The sequence below is a fragment of the Cryobacterium serini genome, from assembly GCF_004404025.1.
GTDB lineage: Bacteria > Actinomycetota > Actinomycetes > Actinomycetales > Microbacteriaceae > Cryobacterium > Cryobacterium serini.
On the sequence record NZ_SOHN01000015.1, the window covers coordinates 53,232 to 73,637 of the forward strand.

General features: G+C 64.0%; 21 protein-coding genes. 10 read left to right on the plus strand and 11 right to left on the minus strand.

Features of this window, described 5'->3' with window-relative positions:
• Positions 1-354: 354 nt before the first annotated feature.
• From E3T51_RS11615 to speB, 4 genes are all read right to left on the minus strand, one after another.
• Positions 355-1,035, minus strand: coding sequence for a cyclase family protein (locus E3T51_RS11615; protein WP_134529976.1), 681 nt, complete (start codon positions 1,033-1,035; stop codon positions 355-357).
• A complete protein-coding gene (locus tag E3T51_RS11620; protein ID WP_134529977.1) occupies positions 1,016-2,392 on the minus strand; it encodes a purine-cytosine permease family protein in 1,377 nt (458 codons plus the stop codon). The genes E3T51_RS11615 and E3T51_RS11620 overlap by 20 nt, the downstream gene beginning before the upstream one ends.
• 29 nt (positions 2,393-2,421) lie before the next feature.
• On the minus strand, positions 2,422-2,817 hold the full coding sequence (locus tag E3T51_RS11625) for a YybH family protein (RefSeq protein ID WP_134529978.1): 396 nt from the start codon (positions 2,815-2,817) through the stop codon (positions 2,422-2,424).
• A 76-nt stretch (positions 2,818-2,893) separates the two neighbouring features.
• Positions 2,894-3,856, minus strand: a complete 963-nt coding sequence (speB, locus tag E3T51_RS11630; RefSeq protein WP_134529979.1) for an agmatinase — start codon at positions 3,854-3,856, stop codon at positions 2,894-2,896.
• Between the two features lie 101 nt (positions 3,857-3,957).
• Between speB and E3T51_RS11635 the strand changes: the two genes are divergently transcribed.
• From E3T51_RS11635 to E3T51_RS11650, 4 genes are all read left to right on the plus strand, one after another.
• The gene (locus E3T51_RS11635) at positions 3,958-4,542 is read left to right on the plus strand and encodes a helix-turn-helix domain-containing protein (RefSeq protein ID WP_134529980.1); all 585 of its coding nucleotides are present in this window, start codon (positions 3,958-3,960) and stop codon (positions 4,540-4,542) included.
• 79 nt (positions 4,543-4,621) lie between these two features.
• Positions 4,622-4,918: a hypothetical protein gene (locus tag E3T51_RS11640; protein WP_134529981.1), complete on the plus strand. Its 297-nt coding sequence runs from the start codon at positions 4,622-4,624 to the stop codon at positions 4,916-4,918.
• A gap of 387 nt (positions 4,919-5,305) precedes the next feature.
• The gene (locus E3T51_RS11645; RefSeq protein WP_134529982.1) at positions 5,306-5,644 is read left to right on the plus strand and encodes a hypothetical protein; all 339 of its coding nucleotides are present in this window, start codon (positions 5,306-5,308) and stop codon (positions 5,642-5,644) included.
• Positions 5,645-5,806: 162 nt separating this feature from the next.
• Positions 5,807-6,496 (plus strand): CG0192-related protein, encoded by a 690-nt coding sequence (locus tag E3T51_RS11650; protein ID WP_166806452.1) that lies wholly within the window; start codon positions 5,807-5,809, stop codon positions 6,494-6,496.
• A 102-nt stretch (positions 6,497-6,598) separates the two neighbouring features.
• On the opposite strand, the gene E3T51_RS17340 is transcribed toward E3T51_RS11650, so the two are convergent.
• The 3 genes from E3T51_RS17340 to E3T51_RS11660 all read right to left on the minus strand — a co-directional run bounded on the left by E3T51_RS17340 (position 6,599) and on the right by E3T51_RS11660 (position 9,087).
• The gene (locus E3T51_RS17340; protein WP_255453235.1) at positions 6,599-6,727 is read right to left on the minus strand and encodes a hypothetical protein; all 129 of its coding nucleotides are present in this window, start codon (positions 6,725-6,727) and stop codon (positions 6,599-6,601) included.
• A gap of 226 nt (positions 6,728-6,953) precedes the next feature.
• On the minus strand, positions 6,954-7,190 hold the full coding sequence (locus tag E3T51_RS11655; protein WP_134529983.1) for a helix-turn-helix transcriptional regulator: 237 nt from the start codon (positions 7,188-7,190) through the stop codon (positions 6,954-6,956).
• Between the two features lie 586 nt (positions 7,191-7,776).
• Positions 7,777-9,087, minus strand: a complete 1,311-nt coding sequence (locus E3T51_RS11660; protein WP_241989297.1) for a GmrSD restriction endonuclease domain-containing protein — start codon at positions 9,085-9,087, stop codon at positions 7,777-7,779.
• Positions 9,088-9,294: 207 nt separating this feature from the next.
• On the opposite strand from E3T51_RS11660, the gene E3T51_RS11665 reads away from it, so the two are divergent.
• A complete protein-coding gene (locus tag E3T51_RS11665) occupies positions 9,295-9,726 on the plus strand; it encodes an MFS transporter (protein WP_420898430.1) in 432 nt (143 codons plus the stop codon).
• A gap of 99 nt (positions 9,727-9,825) precedes the next feature.
• Here E3T51_RS11665 and E3T51_RS16785 read toward each other — a convergent pair whose 3' ends face one another.
• From E3T51_RS16785 to E3T51_RS11680, 4 genes are all read right to left on the minus strand, one after another.
• Positions 9,826-10,002 (minus strand): hypothetical protein, encoded by a 177-nt coding sequence (locus E3T51_RS16785; protein WP_166806453.1) that lies wholly within the window; start codon positions 10,000-10,002, stop codon positions 9,826-9,828.
• Positions 9,999-11,420, minus strand: coding sequence for a rhamnulokinase (locus E3T51_RS11670; protein WP_134529984.1), 1,422 nt, complete (start codon positions 11,418-11,420; stop codon positions 9,999-10,001). Before E3T51_RS11670 ends, E3T51_RS16785 begins: the two co-directional genes overlap by 4 nt.
• 7 nt (positions 11,421-11,427) lie before the next feature.
• The gene (locus E3T51_RS11675) at positions 11,428-13,464 is read right to left on the minus strand and encodes a bifunctional aldolase/short-chain dehydrogenase (RefSeq protein ID WP_134529985.1); all 2,037 of its coding nucleotides are present in this window, start codon (positions 13,462-13,464) and stop codon (positions 11,428-11,430) included.
• A 121-nt stretch (positions 13,465-13,585) separates the two neighbouring features.
• Entirely contained in the window at positions 13,586-14,347 is a 762-nt protein-coding gene (locus E3T51_RS11680; protein WP_134529986.1) for a DeoR/GlpR family DNA-binding transcription regulator, read from the minus strand.
• 215 nt (positions 14,348-14,562) lie between these two features.
• Between E3T51_RS11680 and E3T51_RS11685 the strand changes: the two genes are divergently transcribed.
• The 5 genes from E3T51_RS11685 to E3T51_RS11705 are packed head-to-tail and all read left to right on the plus strand — an operon-like array spanning position 14,563 to position 20,398.
• Entirely contained in the window at positions 14,563-15,801 is a 1,239-nt protein-coding gene (locus E3T51_RS11685; RefSeq protein WP_134529987.1) for a cupin domain-containing protein, read from the plus strand.
• Positions 15,794-16,792, plus strand: coding sequence for an aldose 1-epimerase family protein (locus E3T51_RS11690; RefSeq protein WP_241989298.1), 999 nt, complete (start codon positions 15,794-15,796; stop codon positions 16,790-16,792). The genes E3T51_RS11685 and E3T51_RS11690 overlap by 8 nt, the downstream gene beginning before the upstream one ends.
• A complete protein-coding gene (locus E3T51_RS11695) occupies positions 16,789-18,294 on the plus strand; it encodes a sugar ABC transporter ATP-binding protein (RefSeq protein WP_134529989.1) in 1,506 nt (501 codons plus the stop codon). The genes E3T51_RS11690 and E3T51_RS11695 overlap by 4 nt, the downstream gene beginning before the upstream one ends.
• Positions 18,291-19,319 (plus strand): ABC transporter permease, encoded by a 1,029-nt coding sequence (locus E3T51_RS11700; RefSeq protein WP_134529990.1) that lies wholly within the window; start codon positions 18,291-18,293, stop codon positions 19,317-19,319. The genes E3T51_RS11695 and E3T51_RS11700 overlap by 4 nt, the downstream gene beginning before the upstream one ends.
• Positions 19,316-20,398 carry an ABC transporter permease gene (locus tag E3T51_RS11705; protein WP_134529991.1) on the plus strand — a complete coding sequence of 361 codons (1,083 nt, stop codon included), beginning with the start codon at positions 19,316-19,318 and terminating at the stop codon, positions 20,396-20,398. The genes E3T51_RS11700 and E3T51_RS11705 overlap by 4 nt, the downstream gene beginning before the upstream one ends.
• Positions 20,399-20,406: the final 8 nt, after the last annotated feature.

Genomic DNA, 20,406 nt, shown 5'->3' on the forward strand with positions numbered 1-20,406 from the left:
GCCGAGCGCGACGAGACGTTGCCCGCCGAGCAGCACGTCAACAAGTTCTGCAAACGCACCTTATCGAGCCTACCCATGATTGCGAATCTCACGGCCGAGCGAGCGCCGTGAAAGCGAGGGACAACGCAACAGAGGTCGGCCCTCGGGAGCCCAGAGCGCCTGGACGCCCCACGAGCTCAATCAGTCGCCTGGCGTGGTTCCCGCCGAGTCCAGCACCGGCATTCGGAAGGGCCCGGTTTGCTTCGCACACGACCAGGAGCCTCAGCGCCGTGTCGGAGCGCGCTCAAACTAGGCACTACTAGAGGATGAAAGTGGTTTTCGGTGAGTGGACCGCGCGGGTGGATCGTTGCGGCCTCAGACGAAGGCGACCGCTCGCACCGGCGCCCCGTCTCCGCCGAGTCGCAGGGGGAAGAAGCCGATCCGCACCTGTGAGGGCAGGTCATCCAGTCCGCAGAGGTTCTCGACGATCAGCCCGTCTCGGCCCAGCACCACCTCGTGCACGGGAAAGGCGGCCGACGACGTACCGGTCGGGTCGGGACTCAGCGTGTCCACCGCGAGGATCCGCATCCCGCGAGCGACAAGCTCACTCGCCGCACCGACATCGAGGGCCGGATGCCGCACTGCGCGCGCGTCGCCGAACCACCGCGCCCAGCCGGTGTCGATCACGACGATCGGGGGCAGTCGATCCGGTAGCGGATGCTCCGCATTCAGCCGGTCCCACCCGTAGACCTCGCCCTCGGCCAGCGCTCGCACCCGCACCACCAAGGCATCGCCGAGGAGCTCGTCGAGAGTTACATCGGTCATTGTTCGACCACCAGCGATGGTGTGGGACGGCGCATCTATGTGAGTCCCGGTATGAGACCCCATTTGGAGCCGCGTCACGGCCACCCCGTCGCTATCGAGGACCAGCGCAGCGACGACGTGGACCGCCGGGTCGCCGGGGTAGACCGGCATCCCGTCGGTGATCGGGTGACTGAGGTCCCGGAGCGCCGCGCGCGGCGACACTCCAGGGCCGTCAGCGAGGGGTGTCGGCATCAGCGAGGTGCCGGCTGGGCTCGAAAGGCGTCTTGCTGCGGCGCGCACGCGAGAGGGCCAGGTAGACGACGAAGGTCAGGAGGAATGCGGGAACAGTCGCACCGAACGGGAGCGGCCACACGTACGCCCACGCGTAGGCGGACGCTGCACCGACCACCCACGACGTGACAGCGAGCCAGTTGATGCCGCCGGTGTACCAGTAGCGACCGCCCTGAGCCTTCAGGATGTCAGCGCTGTAGCTGCCGCGCGCGACGATGTAGTAGTCGACGATCATGATCGCGAAGATCGGTGCGAACAGGGCGCCGATCGTGACCAGGAACGTCGTGAACTGGGCCAGAAGACCGAAGAAGGTCGAACCGATGATTGAAATGAGCCCGAGCACGATCGCGGTGGGCAGGAATTGCACCCGGCGGCCGGGGAGCGCGTTGACAACGCTCGTGACCATGCCGTAGACGACCATCGTGTTCGTCGCCATCACGGACAGGAAGATCGCGACCGCGAACAGGGCGCCGAAGGGTTCGATGATCGTCATAGGGTCGAACGGTATCGCGTCGCCGCCCCGCAGGACGACGTAGGCGATCGCGCTCGCGCCGAGCGACATCGAGATCACCGTCGACAGGGTGTAACCGATTCCCGAGCCGATCACGCCCGCACGGGTCGACGATGCGAAGCGGTTGAAGTCGGCCGAGAGCACCGTCCATGATATGGCAGTCGCGACCACGACATCGAACATTAGTCCCGGGGAGTAGAACGGCTCAAGCGGCGCCGAGATGCCCGCGAAGTCTGCCGGCGAGAACGTAGAGAACGCCACGGCGAAGATATAGGCGGCGATCACGAGGATGACCGCGGCGAACCACGGTTCCACGCGAGCGACTCCGGCGTGGCCGAAGACCGCAAGGATCACGACGATCGTCTGGCAGAGAACGGCGAAGATGACGGGATTGGAGAACCCGGTCATCGACGCGACGATGTAGTTAAGGGCGATCCCGGCGAGCATTGCCTGCACCCAGCTCCAGCCCATCAGGATGACCACGTTGGCGGCCACCGGCAGCAGGCTCCCGCGCGTCCCGAACGGTCCGCGTGTGATTGCCATCGTCGGCAGGCCGGTGCGCGTTCCGATCGCGCCGATCGTCACGAGCACTGCTGCTCCGACGATGGTTCCGCCGACGATCAGGGCGACGACGAGGCCGAACGGTACATCCGGCACGAAGAGCGTACCGGTGAGAAGGGTGGTGACCACAAGGTTCGCGGCCAGCCAGATCATGAGCACGCGGCCAAGCGAGTAGGTACCGCGAACCGGGCCCGCGTCATCTGATTTGGTGTCCAGTTGGCCTTCGATACGGGTGTAGAGCGACATCTTTGGGCTCCTCAATGAATGGGGTCGGGTCAGGGCTGGGGTGAAAGGTGTTCGTGGATGGCGATGAGGCCGGCAGATTCAGACCGGAATACGATCGTTTCGCGTTCCCGGTAGGACTTGGGTCCGTCCGCGGTGCTCACGCTCGTGTTGACGGAGTGGGTGAAGACGGCTCCGCCGGGAAACGTCTGCACCGCGGGTGCGCTCGATGCGCAAGACCTCACGCTCCAGCCGTCGCCCACCCACTCCTCCCACATGGCTTCGTAGGCAGCCCGGTCCTCGATTCGTGCAGGTTCGGTGTGAAAGACGAAGGTTGCGTCGGGTGCGAACAGTGAGAAATAGCGCGGGCCGTCGGTGGCAGCGAACGCCTCGACGATGGCGGATGCCGCGGCACGGACTGCTGCGTCCGTCGGGGAAAGCAGTGTCATGGGTGTCTCCTGTGTCGGGCTGGCCGGTCGGGTTCGGGACTTCTGTGTCTGGTCGGCGATTTGTCGGTCGGCTGGGTCACTTAGGCGCCATCGCGCTCAGCAGCTCGTAGATGACATGGCTGGCCGCGATAGCGGTCAGCTGGGCATGGTCGTACGCGGGGGCAACTTCGACCACGTCGGCGCCGACGATGCGCAGATCGGCCAGCGCCCGCAGCATCCGGAGCAGTTCCCGACTCGTGAGCCCGCCCGCCTCCGGAGTTCCTGTTCCCGGCGCGTGGGCAGGGTCGAGCACATCGATGTCGATCGAGATGTAGAGCGGCGCGTCTCCGACTCTGGCGCGGATGCGTTCAACGGCGGGCGCGACGCCGTGCTCTTCGACGAATTCGCTCGTGACGATCGCAAAGCCGAGCCGGGCGTCGTCCTCGAGGTCGTCCTTCGAGTATAGGGGGCCGCGGATTCCGACGTGCATGCTCGCGGTCAGGTCTATGAGGCCTTCCTCGGACGCCCGCCGGAAGGGGGTCCCGTGAGTCACCGGCGCCCCGAAGTACGTGTCCCATGTGTCGAGGTGGGCATCGAAGTGCAATACCGCGACGGGCCCGTGCTGCGCGTGCGCGACGCGAAGCAGCGGCAGAGCGATCGTGTGGTCTCCGCCGATGGCGACTAGTCGGTCGGCGTGCTCGCTGAGCTGGCGCGCGCCCGCCTCGATCTCACCCACGGCAGCAGCAATGTCGAACGGGTTCGCGGCGATGTCGCCGGCGTCGGCGACCTGCTGGGCGGCGAACGGGAAGACGTCCTGCGCAGGGTTGTACGGTCGCAGTAGACGCGAGGCCTCGCGCACATGCGCGGGGCCGAACCGAGCACCAGGTCGGTAGCTCACTCCGCTATCGAAGGGAATCCCGACGATCGCGATGTCTGCCCGCTCAACCTCGTCAAGCCGCGGGAGTCGCGCAAAAGTCGCGATTCCGGCGAACCGGGGCACGACACTCGCGTCCACCGGCCCGTGGGGCTCAGCCGTCGCATCTTTGTTAAACGGTTGCATATTTGACAACTTTCGGTACGCTATAGACAACTTAGGTTTACGGTACGCTGCCCCGGGCAGATCGTCAAGGACGAATGTGTGAGTAGCTTCGAGGAGGAACTGTGCGCGCCATTCACCCCCGCGCCGAAGGCACCGCGACACCCATCGGCGCCAAGCTGCGCTCCGCACGTACCGCTCAGGGCATGTCACTCGCCCAGGTCGCTCAGACGACGGGCCTGAGCAAGGGCTTCCTCAGCCGGGTCGAGCGCGACGAGACGTCACCGAGCGTGGCAACGCTTGTCCAGTTGTGTCAGGTGCTTTCGTTGCCCGTCGGAGCGCTCTTCGCCGAGCCCGACGTGCACCATGTTTCGTACGCCGACGCCCCGCGGATCAACTTGGGCGGAGTGCACGCCGACGAGCGGCTGATGTCACCGCGCAGCGAGGAGCGGGTTCAGCTGCTGCGATCAGAACTCGAACCCGACGCACACGGCGGGTCCGATCTCTACACGATCAACTGCGACGTCGAAGCGCTCCACGTTGTCTCGGGGTCACTCACCGTGCGATTCGCCGGTCGCACTGTGGCCGTCCACGCCGGCGACGCGCTGACCTTCCCCGGTCGCGAGCCGCACACCTGGCAGGTCGAGGACGGCGAGCCGGCCGTCGTGCTGTGGGTCATCGTGCCCGCGCCGTGGAGCGGCTCGGCCTAACCGAGACCGTAACACCGCAGCGACCTGGGTGCCAGTCACGGTCGTTGAGCTGTCGAAGGAGCTAGTCAGCATCCACTGGATGCCTCTTGCAGCCGCGGGACTATTCGCAGCCACTATTCTCGCGCTCTACTCGTTCACAAGAGTCACCATTTCGCGGACGGGAGCGGTGCCATGGTTGCGACGCAACGACCATGCGGTGTGGCTGGTAGCGGGCCTGGTCGGGCTTGTCGCGGTGTTTGTGGTGCTTAGGCTTACCGTCATGCCCAAAATCGGTGAGGCGGATGCATTGGTCTGGTCAATACCGAAAACCTTCCCGAGCTGGATTGGCGGCGTTGTCATCGGTGCTTCTGGAGCGCACAACCACGGCGGTCGGTGATTGCCTGAGCTTCGGCGATTCCCGATGGACTTGCCCGCCGATCGGATCAACGATTGTGAGACCATTACCCGCGACACCATGATTATCGTGGACCAGCCTCAGCGGGGTCACGAAGACCTCATACAGTCATCCGCATGACCATCGGGCAAACCCAGAACAGCGCCTTCAGGCACTGATACTCACGGTCCAGGGCAACCGCTCCCGACGCGAATGAATATGAGCCACCGGGCCGCAAGTGGCTTTCAGCATCCAATGCGACGCCTGGGTCAACAACTCCGGCATCGTCCCGCATGACCAACCCCCCTACGGGACTGATTCACGCTATCGCGAAGAATCAAGCGCCGCAGCCATCGCGCCGCAGTAGTGCTTGATCGATAGTCTGGCTCTATGCCCATCCAGACCGTCGGCGCCACGCGCTCCCCCGCCGTCGCAGTGGGGACCGTACTCCTGGGATTACTCGTACTCTGGATGGCGCAGCCGGTCCTTCCCAGTTGGGCTTGCGCGGCCAGTCTTCCGGCGGTGTGCCCGCCACAGTTGTTGCCCGTCCGTGCGTCGCTGATCAGCGCAGGCATCCTGTTCGCGCTGCTGGCGACCGTATTGGTTGGGCTGCTGCTCCGGCCCAGATCAAACCGGTGGCTGGGCGGACAGTCGCGACGGACAGTGGTTGCCGTTCCGATCGTCTTGGTCTTGACCGTCGTTGCGCACTTCGTGATACCGCAGTCCTGATTCCAGACTGCTCGGCCAGACCGCAACACCTCGCGCCCGCAAACCGAACCCTTACCGAGCGCTCAAGCGATCTCAAACCTGTCGCCGAACGCGGCTTGAGAGGAAGGGCGGCCTGCAAGACTTCAGAGGGGGCCCCCGTGGGTGACCCCTAGAATCGGCGGTATGGCACTCCTATATCAGGCCGAGCTGCGGCCGTCGAAGATCGAGCTAATCAAGGGGTGGGCGCCGACCCAGCCGTGGTTTGAAGGCAGCGCCAGCGCGACCTTCACGAGCGTTGGCTCGTTCCGCTTCGACGATCCCAATGGCGAGGTGGGCATCGAAACAATACTCGTCAGGGCAGGAGACGGCCCAGTACTACAGGTACCTCTGACCTACCGCGGTGTGCCGCTCGTGGGCGGTGAGGCCTGGATTATCGGCACCATGCAGCATTCAGTTCTGGGCCAACGGTGGGTGTACGACGCTACGGGAGACCCCGCATATCTGGCGGCGGTTGCGACGGCTGCTCTCACGGGTGGCCGTCAAGCAGAGCAGTACATCGAAATTGATGGCGTGCGAGTTCTCCGCGAGTCGACGGCCGTCGTCACCGGCAGCGGGAAGAACGACGCGTCCGTCCCCTCGCTAACTTCGGCCGGCACAGTGTCTACTCGGCACGACCGCGGCGCGACCGTCGTTGAAGCAGGCGCCCTGCGACTTGTCGTGGCCCGGTTACTCACCCCGCGACGCCCCCAGAGGAGTGACTCGGATTGGCTCGCCAGGTTCGACGACACTGCGACAACGGAAGTCCTCACCGGCACGTGGACAAACCAGCCTTGCCCACAAACACTCGTCCAGGTTCAGGTTCAGGCTGGCTGAGCGATCCGGGACGCCCTGAGAGCACTGCGGAAGCGCGTTGGCCCCCCTAGTGAGCGCTGAGGAGTTGTACCGTAAGCCGAACCCCCTACGGGACGGCTCGCCTTAGAACAATCCGTTTGCCGCAGCGAAGGAGTCCCCGTGGGCGTCTGTGCGAATCTCTAGCTCGGCAGCGGCGGCCACCGCAGCAGCAGTCTCTGGCCCGAAGAGATACGCAATCAGTGCGGCGGTCATGTCAATTCCTGCCGCAACGACTGAAGTCGTCCATCAGCTGTGGTCCCCTACCCACCGTGCTTGAGCGAAGCCTGCGCAGCGTTACGACTCGGTCCGGTCGCCGTCACCCTCCGCGTTTGACCGTCCCAGTCGCGGAAGCGAGTAATCGCTCGGAAGATCGCTGGACCGACCTGTTGAGTCGTGATAGCACCGAACGTGCTGACTGGCAGCCGCGGTCGTCCGGCCATCATTGCTTGGCCCCGTGGTCAACTACGGGAGTCTCTGGCTCGTGAAGCCCGTCAAGCCATCGCACCACGTCGGAAACGCGGAAGCGAATCTCCCGGCCCACTCGAATGCCCAAGGGACCACGTCCGTCTGTACGCAGGTCGTAGATCGCCTGCGTCTGCACACCGAGGTACTCGGCGAGCTCGCTTGTCGTTAAAACCGGCTCGAGGCCGAGCCCGAAGTGTTGTTCGCTATCCATAACCCATAGGTGCTCGAGGTCATTCCAGACAACTCGAAATGGGTCGTGCACCTTCTCTATGAAGACCCGGAGGAGGCGGATATTTTTGAATAAACGGCGAATAAACGGATAGTGTATCAAGTCTTGCCCCAAGTTTGTGTGGCACAACAGCGGTCGTATCGACACCGCGTTGGTCATCAACCCTGAGTATGCCGTTGAATGTACAAACTCGTTTGAGGGATCGCATTTCTCCTACGCGGCATGAGCGGCTTCTTCCTGCGGGGCGGGGCATCGCCGCCAGTTCGGCGATTCGGTGGGACGACCGCCGGCCCTCCTAATATCTCGGCCTTCTTCGCCGCAAACTCCTCGTCGGTCACTACGCTCGCGTCGCGAAGGGCGCCAGGTCTCGCCCGAGCCCATCCCGGGGCTCGCCTGGACGCTGGCGTCCCTAAATCTGCCGACGGTCCTCGGCGAGCCCACGGCACGACAGCCGTGGAGATGGCGGGCATCCGCTTCGAGCTCGACGATCCGCAGGTGTCCGCGAACATCGCACAGAACGTTGGGCTCCGGGACCTGCCACACACTCACCTGGTCAGCCGCTAATTCGCTATGCGTCGCAGCCGATGCCGTCCTTGTCGCGGTCAAACTTGGGCTGGAAACCCGGCGATCCCTCGGAGATCGGGGCCGCTCCCGCAGCTCGCACAGCATCGCAGTTCTCGTAGTAGACGTCGACCGGTGCCGGTGCCGGTGCCGGCGCAGGGGCCGGTGCAGGTTCAGGGGCCACGACGACAGGAGCCGGCGCAGGAGGGACGACAACAACCGGAGCTGGCGGAGGCGTGAACGAGGAGGTCAGTGCCATTTCACCAGTGCAAGAGCCGAGGACGCGGGTCATAGCGTCGTGCTCAGCCTGAGTCACCCACAGACCATATGTTGCCTTGACGGACACCTGACGGGCAACATAGCTGCAGCGGATTGCCGTATTCGAGGGCAACCAAGTTGCGGTGTCGCCGTCGCTCTTCTGGGCGTTGGAGCGGCCGTCGACGGCGAGCAGATTGAGGGGATCGTTGGCCAGAGAAACGCGCTGAGCCTGAGTGAGCTGCTGAGCGCCCGTCTGCCACGCATTCGACAGAGCCACGACGTGGTCGATCTGCACGAGAGCTGACGTGTCCTGACCGCGAACGAAGGCGATTGAAGTGTCCGTGTATGGCGAGACGAGGTAACCGGTCATCACCCGGCAGGTGCCCGACTTGGTGGTGGGGTTCAAGTCCCGAGAGAGGATGTCGTTTCGGGTATCGCATCCGTTTCGGTCCACGTCGATCCAGGCGGAGCCGAACATGCCGGTGCGCTCGTAACCGGTCTTCGCGGCCTTTCCCTTGACGGGGATGGTTGCGAGGAGCGTTAGTGCCGTGGTGTCGGTGGAGGTGGTATCGACGACCACGACCGATGTGCCCTCAGTTGCCGCAGTGACCGTCGCGGGGTCGACCGGCGCTTCCTCGGAGAATTCCGGGCCGGGTGTTGGGGTTGGGCTTGGGGTGGGAGTTGCGCTCGGCGTCGCGCTAGCGGTCGGCTGCCCAGCCAAGGCAGTTTCCCCTGCACCTGGCGCCGCAGCAGCGACCCCACCGGAGATGAAAAAGACAAGGCTGGCCGCCACCGCGATCGCAGTTGTCTTGCGTGCTGATACGGATGCCGACGGCCGGCGACCAGAGAGCGCGTACACGCCCGTCACCAGAGCCGCCATTCCCAGAATGATGAGAATTGCGGGGAATCCACCGAGGATGGCGTACATCAGAGCGAAGAAAGCGACCAACCCGCGGAGGATCCAAGTGCTGAAAGTCGGCTTGGACGCCTTCTTCTCGGCGGTCGACGGCCTGTCGATGAGAGGCTTCGCCGGCTCCGGTTTTTTCTTGCCAAATTTCATTATCTGATCCCCCATTTCACCGCACTCAGCCTCGAGTGCAGACACGACTGTTTGAAATCTACTGGAAACAGGGGTTGGTCAGAGACCGGGCGAACACCCCAGAACGGGGAACTAGGCCGATCCAGCGACATTTCCCGTACCGACTCCTGTCGACCGCGCGGAATCGGGACCAGCTACACAGCGATCGGTATGAATCCACACAGATAAGTGCAGACCACGACCCGGCCCGAAATGCGTGGCCGCGTGATGGCGCTCTACATGGCCATTTTCGTGGGCGGCACTCCCCTCGGCGCTCCGCTGGTCGGCTGGGTAGCTGACACCTTCGGTCCACGCTGGGCGCTCGGCCTCGCCGTCATCTCGGGCTTGCTGGCCGCCGCCGTGCTGTTCTGGATGGTGCGGTATCGCCGGCTTCGGGTGCAGGTGCATCCGTTCTCGGCAACCCGGGTGCGCGTTCTGCACGCCGGCGACGGGCGCGAGGCGCCGCCGGTGCGGCCGAGGCGCCGAGGCCGGTCCGCCGTTCTGGAGCGGGAGGATTCTTCTGAGGACGGGTCCGACCCGGATCGAGAGCGCGCCGCCGAACGCAACCCTGAGACCGCCACGCGGGAGATCGCGATCGTCGAGTCGACGGTTCCGCGCTAGAACTCTCCGGCCGGGCACCAGCCCCGCCGACGGGGCCTGGGCCGCAGGCCCAGTTTATAAGCTGGGCCCGGGGACGGGACCTGGGCCCCGTCTGCCTTTCTAGGCGCCGGTGGACTCTCGGATGACCAGATCGATCTGGAACCCGATCTGGTCGTGTTCGAACGCAGCGCCGCTGCCGGCCGCACGCAGCACTGCGGACTGACGAACGAGCAGCGCGTGCGACGCCGCTTTGAGTCTTCCGCAGCGCGTCGACTCCTCGTGAACTTTCGATGTCACCGGGGCTTGTAATGCTGCAGAGTGACTGACCGGGTGATGACGGCCCGCATCGCCTCGAGGCTACCCGAGATGAGTTGCGCAGTCCGCGCCTGAACGAGCACGTTGCCAAAGGCGGTTGCCTCGACCGGTCCCGCTATCACGGGCAAGCCGCTGCGGTCGGCGGTCAACTGGCAGAGCAGAGCATTCTGCGAGCCGCCTCCCACGATGTGAATGACCTTCACGCTTGTGCCCGAGAGCTCGGCGGCAGTGCGCACGGCGCGCGCGAACGCATCGGCGAGGCTCTCGTTGATTGCTCGGGTGAACTCCGCTGGCGTCTGCGGCACCGGCTGATTGACCTCGATGCAGCACTGTGCAATGCGCGCGGGCATATCGCCCGGCGCGAGCAGGCGGGCGTCGTTGGCATCGAAGACCGAACCGCCAGGGAGCGCGGCAGCCGCCTCGATCAGTGCGGGTAGATCGATGGGGCGCCCCTCCCGTTCCCAGGTGCGGATGCTCTCTGACTGCAGCCAGAGACCGGTGATGTTCTGCAGAAACCGAATGCGGCGGTCGACCCCGCTCTCGTTCGTGAAGTTGGCGATCCGGGCCGCCTCGCTGAGCACCGGCGTCTCCACTTCCACCCCGGCGAGCGCCCAGGTGCCACAGGAGATGTAGGCGAACTCGTCGTCCAAGGCCGGCACGCCGACCACCGCGGAGGCGGTGTCGTGCGACCCGACTGCTACCACGGGGATCTGCCCGCCGATCTCTGCCTGCACGATCGGCAGCAGCGGGCCGAGCACCGTTCCGGGCTCGACTAGGGAGGGGAACAGGCTGGCTGTAAAGCCGAGCCGGTTCGCCAGCTCGGTCGACCAGTCACGCGTGTGGATGTCCAGCAACCCAGTGGTGGACGCGTTGGTACGTTCGGCAACGGGCACACCGGTCAGCCAATAGCCGATGAGATCGGGCATCAGTAAGGCCGTGTCGCCCGTGTGCACGCGCCTAGCGAGCCGGTCGGCGGTGAACTGATACACGGTGTTGATAGGCATGAACTGTATGCCGCTCGCGGCATACAGTTCATGCTGCGAGACCAACTCGTGGGTCGCCCGTACGCCCTCGATCGTGCGCTCGTCGCGGTGCGAGTAGGGATTACCCAGCAGCGCGCCCCCGCGCAACAACCCGTAATCGAGCCCCCAAGCATCGATGCCGATGCTGCGTAGATCAGGCTCGTCGATGGTTGCTTTGCGCAGCCCCACCAGGGCCGAACGAAACAGTTCGAGCACGTTCCAGTGCAGGCCGTCGGTCGACCCTTCCCAGCAGCGCACCGGGTTGTTCAGGAACCGCTCGACCACGTCGAGTCGAACGGTTCCATCGTCGATGCGCCCGACCACGACCCGTCCGCTGGTCGCACCGAGATCGATCGCGGCAACAGCTCCGCGGGTCATGACCGGGTCATCGCAGGAACGCGGCGGCGACGCCGGAGTCGACCGGAATGTGCACGCCCGTCGTGCGACTCAGCGCGGGCCCGGTGAGCACCCACACCGCGTCGGCGACGTTCTCGGGCACGACTTCCCGTTTGAGGATGGTGCGGTCAGCGTAGAACTGGCCCAGGTTCTCCTCCTTCACCCCATAGGTCTTGGCGCGATTGGCGCCCCAGCCTGAAGCGAAGATGCCGGAGCCACGAACGACCCCGTCGGGGTTGATGCCATTGACGCGAATGCCATGACCGCCGAGTTCGGCTGCCAACAATCGCACCTGATGGGATTGGTCAGCTTTGGCGGCGGAATACGCGATGTTGTCCGGGCCGGCGAAGATTGAGTTCTTCGAGGAGATGTAGACGATGTCCCCGCCCATTCCCTGTTCGATGAGCGCGCTCGCCGCGGCCCGCGAGACCAGGAATGATCCCTTGGACATCACGTTGTGCAGGAGGTCCCATTCCGCCTCGGTGGTCGCCAACAAGGAGCGGGCAATGGACAGGCCGGCGTTGTTCACGACCAGATCCAGGCCGCCGAAGGCCAGCAGCGTTGCATCGACCGCGGCTTGCACCGCTGCAGCATCGGAGACGTCGACGGCGATTCCCACGGCGACATCGACGGAACCAAGCTCCGCGGCCGCAGCCTGGGCCTTCGCCAGGTCGAGATCCGCAATGACGACGCAGGCGCCGTCGGCCGCCAGCCGGGTGGCGATGGCTTTGCCGATGCCCGATGCCGCACCGGTAACGAGGGCGATACGGCCCTGATGGCTTCTAGGCTTCGGCATCCGCTGTAGCTTCGCCTCCTCGAGGGCCCAATACTCGATGCGGAACTTCTCCGCGTCGGAAATCGGGCTATACGTTGAGAGGGACTCGGCGCCGCGCATGACATTGATGGCATTGAGGTAGAACTCTCCCGCGACCCGGGCTGTCTGTTTGGTCGCCCCGTAGCTGAACATGCCCAATCCCGGCACCAGCACGATTGCGGGATCGGCGCCGCGCATGGCAGGGCTGTCAGGGGTGGCGTGCTGCTCGTAATACGCGCTGTAATCCACGCGGTAGGCCTCGTGCAGTTCTTTCAGCCGTTCGATCGACTCTGCAACTGATGCGGCGGCCGAGAGGTCGAGCAGCAGCGGCTTGACCTTTGTGCGCAGGAAGTGGTCGGGGCAGCTCGTGCCGAGGGCGGCAAGTTGCGGCGCGTTTGCGCTCCCGAGGAACTCCAGCACTCGCGGGTCATCGGTGAAATGACCGACCATTGGCTTGTCTCGGGAGGCGATGCCTCGAATGGTGGCGGCGAGGGCCGCGGCCTTGATGCGGCGCTCGTCGCGCGGCAGCGCGGTGTTGGCGGGGACCTGCACGCCGAACGGCGCCGGTGAACCGTTCGCATCGATGTAGGCCTGAGCGGTGTCGATGATCCAGCGGCTGTTCGCTTCGCATTCCGAAGATGTGTTGCCCCACGCCGTGATCCCGTGCCCGCCGAGGATGCAGCCGACAGCCTCCGGATTCTGCTTGTGGATGGCAGCGATGTCGAGTCCGAGTTGGAAACCAGGTCGGCGCCAGGGCACCCACACCACCTTGGTGCCGAAAATTCTGAGGGTCAGCTCCTCCCCGTCTGCGGAGGTGGCGATGGCGATACCCGAATCGGGGTGCAGATGGTCGACATGACGGGCATCGACCAAGGCGTGCATCGATGTGTCGATTGAGTGTGTTGCGCCGCCGGTGCCGTGCAGGCAGTAGTCGGCTGCGGCGACCATCTCGTCTTCGCGCTCCAGCCCCGGGTACACGTGCCGCAGTGCGCGGAAACGGTCAACGCGCAGCACGGCCAGACCCGAAGAAGTCAGCGTGCCCAGATCGCCGCCGGAGCCCTTGACCCACATCAGCTCGACCGGTTGACCCGTGACCGGGTCAACGTCGGTGCCCTTGGCCGAGGTATTGCCGCCGGCATAGTTGGTGATCTTGGGGTCGCTGCCCAGCGTGTTGCTGCGAGCGACCAGTTCGGACGCGGTTCGGTTCGTCATCGTTACCTGCTCTGCTCCTGCATCGGTGAAGGGGATCTGATCGATGACCATACGGCAAATGTGCGCACTTGTGAAACATAACAAATTAACACATGAAAATTAACAACCGGTCCTAGGCGCTTCAGCGCAACTCCACGTGATCTCGAAACTCATCGAGGCGGCTGTCGCTCGGGTCGAGCTCGGTGATGAGCACTGCCAGCTTCGACAATTCCAGAGATGCCGCTGTGGCTTCCTGGTGGAGCTTCGACGAGTCGAGGCAGAGCACGATTTCCTTGGAGACTCGGGCAAACGCCTGTTTCATTTGCGCTTCGGCGAGTGAGACTTCGGTTGTTCCGAAGCTGGCGTCGACGGCGCTCGCGGAGGCGAAGAACCGGATATAACGCAGTGACTGTGCGGCCTGCACTGCCAGTGGTCCCACGAAGGTGTCCGTCGACTCCTCAGTTTCGCCGCCAATCAGGATGGGGTTCACTCCGACCGTTCCTTTGAGGCTCGCATATGTCGGATAGGAGTTCGTGCTCACGATGAGACCGGAACGTGGACCCAGTTTGCCTGCCAAGGTTCCAACCGTGGTCGACGCGTCGAAGGCGATCGAGCCGAAACGTGGAATGAGTGCCAGGGCCTTGTCAGCGATCAGCTCCTTCGCGCGCGACCGCACGGAGCGCCGCTCCTCGAAGGGGCGGGGCCCGATCACCGAGATCGCCCCACCCCGCACGCGCCGCAGCAGCCCTTCGGTCTCGAGATCGGCCAGATCCCGCCGAATGGTCATCGCTGAGACCCCAAGGGACTGGGCGGCCTCAGTCAACCGAATGACGTTTTCGCGCTCCAGCACCGCCAGTAGTTGCCGGCGTCGTTCCTCGGATTCGGTACTTCCGGTGGTGGCCATAACCGTCTCAATTCTCTGTTATTTAAATGTTAACTTTATACGCTAACTAACAGTAGAGCAGTGTTGTCCCTGATTTGGCGGGAAATAATGAGTGTTGAATAAATTTATTGACGCACACCGGACGTGGTGTTACTGTCCCAATACGGTTCATTGAACCGACATTGTTGGCAGCGTTGCCTCCCGGTGACGCATGAACTGAAGGAAGAGTGTCACTGATGACCTCTGAGGCCTACGAAAACATCGTGACGTCGGCAACCGCCTATGACCGTGCGTTAGACGCCGGCAAGGGAATCGTGCGGTTCGCACCAACCTGGGTACCACGCGCGTTTTGCACTCCCGGCAAACGCATCCGTCTGCACCCCGATGACTACTTCCCTCTCGGCTATGGTCGCGGCGGCATTGACGAGCGTTGGCTCGCCTCCTCGATCCGTGCCGACAACGGCCCGCTGACTGGGGCACACGAGGGCCTCAGCCTCGTTGTCGACCCCGACGGCGGACTGCTTCCCTTCGACGAATTCATCGACCATCACCAGGCCGATGTGATCGGTTCGAGACTGTGGGACCGCTTCGGCGGCTGGACGATGTACTCCAAGTTCTACGACAACTTGATGCCCTTGCCCTTTCACGTGCACCACACGGACGAGAAGGCTGCACTGGTCGACAAGGTGGGAAAGCCCGAGGCCTACTACTACTCGCCCCACATGAACGACAATCTCGGCCTGCAACCGATCTCTTTTTTTGGCTTCCAGCCGGGTACCACCCGCGACCAGGTCAAGGAACGCCTCATGCGCTTCGCCGATGGCGGCGACAACCGCATCACCGACCTGTCCCTCGGCTACCGCACTCAGTTGGGAACCGGATGGGACATCCCTGCGGGCGTTCTGCACGCTCCGGCGAGCATCTGCACCTACGAGCCGCAATCTGCCAGCGACGTGTTCGCAATGTGCGAATCCTGGAGCAATAACAAGGAGGTCCCCGAGGAGTTGCTCTGGAAGGACGTGCCCAAAACGCATCACGGGGACTACGAGTTCCTTCTCGACCTGCTGGACTGGGAGAAGAATCTGGATGTCGACTTCGTGCCCAACCGGTTCATGCGTCCCTACGCGACGGCAACCTCGGCGGCCGATGGCGGGGGAAGCTACGTCGAGAACTGGATCGTGTTCCGCTCGAACTCCTTTAGCGCCAAGGAGCTCACCGTGCGCCCCGGGCAAACGGTGACGATCAAGGAGCAGGATGCCTACGGAGCCCTCCTCGTTCAGGGCAGCGGCACCTTCGGGGTGCACGACGCGCAGGCCGCGACACTGATCCGCTTCGGGCAGCTCAGCCAGGACGAATTCTTCGTCACCGAGACCGCGGCACGTGCCGGCGTCACGATCACAAACCGCAGCACCACCGACGACCTCGTCATTCTGAAGCACTTCGGCCCCGGAAACGTCGAGCTCGGTGATGTCTGACATTTTCCGCACCCCGGTCGCTCAGGCCCTTCTTCGGGTCGGCTCGCTGGATCAGTGTGCTCGGGTCGATCGCTTCGTTGAAGATGACGGACCCGCGCGCGGTGCTCGCCGATTTCGGGTGATGAACGGCGGCGGCCTGGAATTCGATGTTCATCCCGATCGCGCGCTTGATATCGGAGCGGCCACCATCAATGGGGTACCGCTGGCCTGGCTCTCGTCAACGGGCATCACCCGGCCTGACGCCTACGAGCCCTCCGGACGAGGCTGGCTCCGCACCTTCGGTGGCGGCCTCGTGACGACCTGTGGACTCGACAACTTCGGCCCACCCGCCGACGACGAGGACGGCGTCTCCGGCATGCACGGCCGCATCGGTGCGCTGTCTGCTCGAGTCACGGAGGTCACGGTGACCTCCGAGCTGATCACAGTGGCCGGCGAGGTACGCCAGAGCGGCGTGTTTCAGGAGAACCTCCTGTTGCAGCGACGCATCACCTCGCGCGTGGGTTCCACGGCCTTCACGATCGAGGACACCGTGACGAACGAGGGCGAGAGTGCGAGCCCGCATATGGTTCTGTATCACGTGAATCTTGGCTGGCCGCTGCTGGATGCCGGGACTGTCATCGAGATCCCCGCGGCGTCCGTCACCCCCCGTGACGCCGACGCGGTCGAGGGCTTCGACCGGCGGGCCGAAATCGGTGAGCCTGTGGCCGGTACGCGCGAGCAGGTCTACGTTCACACCGCCGGTACCGAACGCGTCGCCCAGGTGACCAATGCGGCTCGGGGATTGACGTTCACCCTGCGCCACTCCGAAACGCTGCCGGCGATCTTCCAATGGAAACTGACCGCCACGAAACATTACGTTCTCGGCCTTGAACCCGCCAATACCCCCGAGATCATGGGCCGCGCCGCGGCCCGCGCCAACGGGGCTTTGCCTCGGCTGGAGCCGGGAGAGAGCCGTACCTATTCCATCGGGATCGAGGTGACTGCAGCATGACCGACACCGCATTGCTTGAACTGCACGGCGTCACCAAGTCATTCGGCGCGGTGGCCGCGCTGGTCAGTGCCGATCTGACCCTCCAGGCCGGTTCCATTCACGCCGTCATCGGCGAGAACGGTGCCGGCAAGTCGACGCTCGTCAAGATCATCGGTGGCCTGTACCGCCGCGACGGCGGAGAATTTCTGCTCGAGGGCGAGAGCGTCGACTTTCACAACACGCGTGAGGCGAAGGCTGCGGGGATCGCCGTCATCTACCAGGAGCCGACCCTGTTTCCCGACCTGTCGGTGGCCGAGAACCTGTTCGTCGGCCGCCAACCGTACACACGATTCGGTGCGCTGGACCGGGCCAAAATGCGCCGTGAAACCCGTGAACTCACGCAGCGGCTCGGCGTTCCCATCGATCCCGACCGGGAGGCGCGTGGTCTCTCGATCGCGGACCAGCAGGTTGTAGAAATCGCCAAGTCGATTTCGGTCGGCGCCAAGGTCATCGTGATGGATGAGCCTACGGCGGCGCTCTCGGGCGTTGAGGTCGAGCGGCTCATGGGTATCGCCCGCCAGCTTCGCGATGAAGGAAAAGGTCTTATCTTCATCTCGCACCGGTTCGACGAGGTGTTCGCCCTATGCGACGTCATCACCGTCATGCGAGACGGCAGCTACGTCGCCACGAACTCCACCACCAGCACGACGGAAGATGAGATCATCCATCAAATGGTCGGTCGCAGCGTCGACAATCTGTATCCCAAGCAGGACGCCCAGATCGGTGAGCCCGTGATCGAGGTCGAGCACCTGACCAGCGTCGGCGTCTTTGACGACGTCAGCTTCACCGTGCGTTCGGGAGAAATCGTTTGCCTGGCCGGTCTGGTCGGTGCCGGACGCAGTGAAATCGCCCGCGCCGTCTTCGGCGTGGACCCCTACGATTCGGGATCCGTGCGCATGAACGGCGTCAGCGTTCCGAAAAAGAACCCGGCGGCGGCAATGCGGCTCGGTATCGGCTTCGTTCCCGAGGACCGGCGCAAGCAGGGCCTCGCCATGACAGCCGGCGTGCAGACCAACATCACTCTCGCGATCCGCGAGAAGCTGGCGCGCTTCGGATTCATCATCGACTCGCTGGAAGAGCCGAGCGCCCGCACCTGGGCCGCGCGCTTGCAGGTCAAAATGTACGCCCTCGACACCGAGGCGCAGATGCTGTCCGGTGGCAACCAGCAGAAGGTCGTACTCGGCAAATGGCTGGCGACCCGGCCGAAATTGCTGATCGTGGATGAGCCGACCCGGGGCATCGATGTGGGTACGAAGGCTGAGGTGCACCGTTTACTTTCCGAGCTCGCGGGCACCGGTGTCGCCCTGTTGATGATCTCCTCAGAACTTCCGGAGGTGATGGGCATGGCCGACCGCGTTCTCGTCGTGCGAGAAGGTCGGATCACGGCGGAACTGCCGCGTGCGACTGCGACCCCTCAGAACGTCATGTATGCCGCGACGCACGCGCCGGAGGTGGCAGCATGATCGTCACACACACCGTTCCGCTGGGTGTGCAGCGGCGTTCCCTGTTGGGCAGGATCGTGCGCGCACGCGAGGTCGGCCTGATCATCCTGATCTTGGCGCTGGTGGCGCTCACCACCGTGACACAACCGGGATTCCTCTTCAGTGAAGGCGGATGGCGCGAGCTGCTTCGACAGCCGACGATTCTTATTCTGATCGCCCTGGGCCAGGCCATCGTGATCATCACCCGCAACATCGACTTGTCGGTCGGCTCGACCTTGTGCCTGTCGGCATACGCGGCGGGGAGTCTGTTTGCGAACGTTCCCGGCATCCCGATCCCGCTGGTGATCCTCTGTGGCGTCGCACTCGGTGCCTTTCTCGGATTGGTTAACGGTCTTCTGGTCGCCTTTCTCCGGGTGCCATCGCTGGTGATCACCCTAGGCACGCTGTACACCTACCGGGGCATCGCGATTCTCTGGATCGGCCCGCACTTCATTCGATCCAGCTGGCTACCCGAGGACTACCGCTCATTCGGCACCTTGCAGTTTTTGGGTGTCCCCGTCCTGCTGATCGTCGTGGCGATCATCGTCTTGGTGATCGGATGGCTGATGACGAGTCGGCGGCTGGGCCGCGATCTGTACGCACTCGGCTCCAACCCTGAGGCCGCCACACTGTTCGGACTCGGTGAGCGTCGCTTGACCGTCACCGCCTTCGTCGCGAGCGGTGCGCTTGCCGGGCTCGGCGGGCTCGTCTACCTCGCGATCTTCGCAACCGGCGATGCTCAGGTCGGAACCGGGTACGAGCTGCAAGCCGTGGCGGCAGCAGTTGTCGGGGGCGTTGCGATCGTCGGCGGATCCGGCACCATCTGGGGCGTAGCCCTGGGCGCTTTCTTCCTCGCCACCATCAGCAACGCGCTTCCGGTGCTCGGTGTGCCCAGCCTGTGGCAGCAATCGATCGTCGGCGTATTGATCGTCGGCGCCATCCTGCTTGACCGCATTGTATTCATCACCCGCATTCGCCGGGCGAAGAGAAACGGGAGTGCGTCATGAGCGCCGATACCGCCGGCGGGACCGCCGCAGACAACGCTGCCGCACAGTACCGCAGGCACGGCCGCCCGTTATGGCGCCGCCTGCTGCTGCGCACAGAGACCGCCATTATCATCGCCACCATTCTGCTGATCGTGATAGCCATCACCACTGTTCCGTACTTCGCGCAGCCGTATACGTACCTGACGATGATCCTGAACTCCGCGCCGATTTTGCTCATGCTGATACCGGTCACCCTTATCATCATCACGGGCGACATCGATCTTTCGGTGGGCAGTGTGGTCGGTTTCTCCAGCGCCATCTTCGGGCTGACCTATCAAGCGGGGGTTCCGCTCTCTCTTGCGGCCGTAATCGCGATCGTCGGTGGCGGCCTGGTGGGCGTTCTGAACGGTGTGCTGGTGACCGTCGTCGGATTGCCGAGCCTGGCGGTCACTATCGGCACTTTGGCACTGTTCCGCGGCATCGCGGTCGGGCTGCTGGGCACGACGGCGATCACCGGCTTTCCGAGCGATGTCACGAAGTTCGTCGGTGCTCCGCTCTTCGTCGGTGCCCCGGTGCCCATGGTGACCGTGGCGATCATTGCGGTGGCCATCGCTTTCGCGGTGCTGCTGCACTTCACGCCCTTTGGACGCGGAGTGTTCGCCATCGGATTGAGCGCGGAGACGGCTGCCTTCTCGGGCGTTCGGGTGAACCGCACCAGACTTACCCTGTTCATCCTCAGCGGACTGGTCGCCTCTGCGACGGGCGTGTATTACACGCTGCAATACAGCAATGCGATCGGCACGAATGGGTTCGGCTTCGAGTTGCAGGTCGTCACGGCCATTGTGCTGGGCGGCGTCTCAATCTGGGGCGGCCGGGGCACAATTCTCGGCGCACTGGCCGGCGGCGTGCTGATCGCAACCCTGAACAAGACCCTTCAGCTCGCCGGAATCGGCTCCGACACCATCAGTATCGTCACTGGCGCCACCCTCATCTTCTCCGTCGTTGTCGCCGGTATAGCGGGATTCCTCTCGCGGCGGCGTCGGTCGAAGGCCTCCGCGATAGCGGCTGGCGTTGAAAAGCACCGCGCACTCCACGTCTAAAAACCTGC

What these genes read in the sequence shown, in the direction of transcription:
- speB (WP_134529979.1), bottom strand. Translation starts at nt 3,856, where the DNA reads ATGCAACCGTTTAACAAAGATGCGACGGCTGAGCCCCACGGGCCGGTG.
- E3T51_RS11650 (WP_166806452.1), top strand. Translation starts at nt 5,807, where the DNA reads ATGGCACTCCTATATCAGGCCGAGCTGCGGCCGTCGAAGATCGAGCTA.
- E3T51_RS11670 (WP_134529984.1), bottom strand. Translation starts at nt 11,420, where the DNA reads ATGACCCGCGGAGCTGTTGCCGCGATCGATCTCGGTGCGACCAGCGGA.
- E3T51_RS11660 (WP_241989297.1), bottom strand. Translation starts at nt 9,087, where the DNA reads ATGAAATTTGGCAAGAAAAAACCGGAGCCGGCGAAGCCTCTCATCGAC.
- E3T51_RS11695 (WP_134529989.1), top strand. Translation starts at nt 16,789, where the DNA reads ATGACCGACACCGCATTGCTTGAACTGCACGGCGTCACCAAGTCATTC.
- E3T51_RS11655 (WP_134529983.1), bottom strand. Translation starts at nt 7,190, where the DNA reads ATGGATAGCGAACAACACTTCGGGCTCGGCCTCGAGCCGGTTTTAACG.
- E3T51_RS11625 (WP_134529978.1), bottom strand. Translation starts at nt 2,817, where the DNA reads ATGACACTGCTTTCCCCGACGGACGCAGCAGTCCGTGCCGCGGCATCC.
- E3T51_RS17340 (WP_255453235.1), bottom strand. Translation starts at nt 6,727, where the DNA reads ATGACCGCCGCACTGATTGCGTATCTCTTCGGGCCAGAGACTGCTGCT.
- E3T51_RS11700 (WP_134529990.1), top strand. Translation starts at nt 18,291, where the DNA reads ATGATCGTCACACACACCGTTCCGCTGGGTGTGCAGCGGCGTTCCCTG.
- E3T51_RS11645 (WP_134529982.1), top strand. Translation starts at nt 5,306, where the DNA reads ATGCCCATCCAGACCGTCGGCGCCACGCGCTCCCCCGCCGTCGCAGTG.
- E3T51_RS11680 (WP_134529986.1), bottom strand. Translation starts at nt 14,347, where the DNA reads ATGGCCACCACCGGAAGTACCGAATCCGAGGAACGACGCCGGCAACTA.
- E3T51_RS11705 (WP_134529991.1), top strand. Translation starts at nt 19,316, where the DNA reads ATGAGCGCCGATACCGCCGGCGGGACCGCCGCAGACAACGCTGCCGCA.
- E3T51_RS11615 (WP_134529976.1), bottom strand. Translation starts at nt 1,035, where the DNA reads ATGCCGACACCCCTCGCTGACGGCCCTGGAGTGTCGCCGCGCGCGGCG.
- E3T51_RS11675 (WP_134529985.1), bottom strand. Translation starts at nt 13,464, where the DNA reads ATGACGAACCGAACCGCGTCCGAACTGGTCGCTCGCAGCAACACGCTG.
- E3T51_RS11685 (WP_134529987.1), top strand. Translation starts at nt 14,563, where the DNA reads ATGACCTCTGAGGCCTACGAAAACATCGTGACGTCGGCAACCGCCTAT.
- E3T51_RS11620 (WP_134529977.1), bottom strand. Translation starts at nt 2,392, where the DNA reads ATGTCGCTCTACACCCGTATCGAAGGCCAACTGGACACCAAATCAGAT.
- E3T51_RS11690 (WP_241989298.1), top strand. Translation starts at nt 15,794, where the DNA reads ATGTCTGACATTTTCCGCACCCCGGTCGCTCAGGCCCTTCTTCGGGTC.
- E3T51_RS11640 (WP_134529981.1), top strand. Translation starts at nt 4,622, where the DNA reads ATGCCTCTTGCAGCCGCGGGACTATTCGCAGCCACTATTCTCGCGCTC.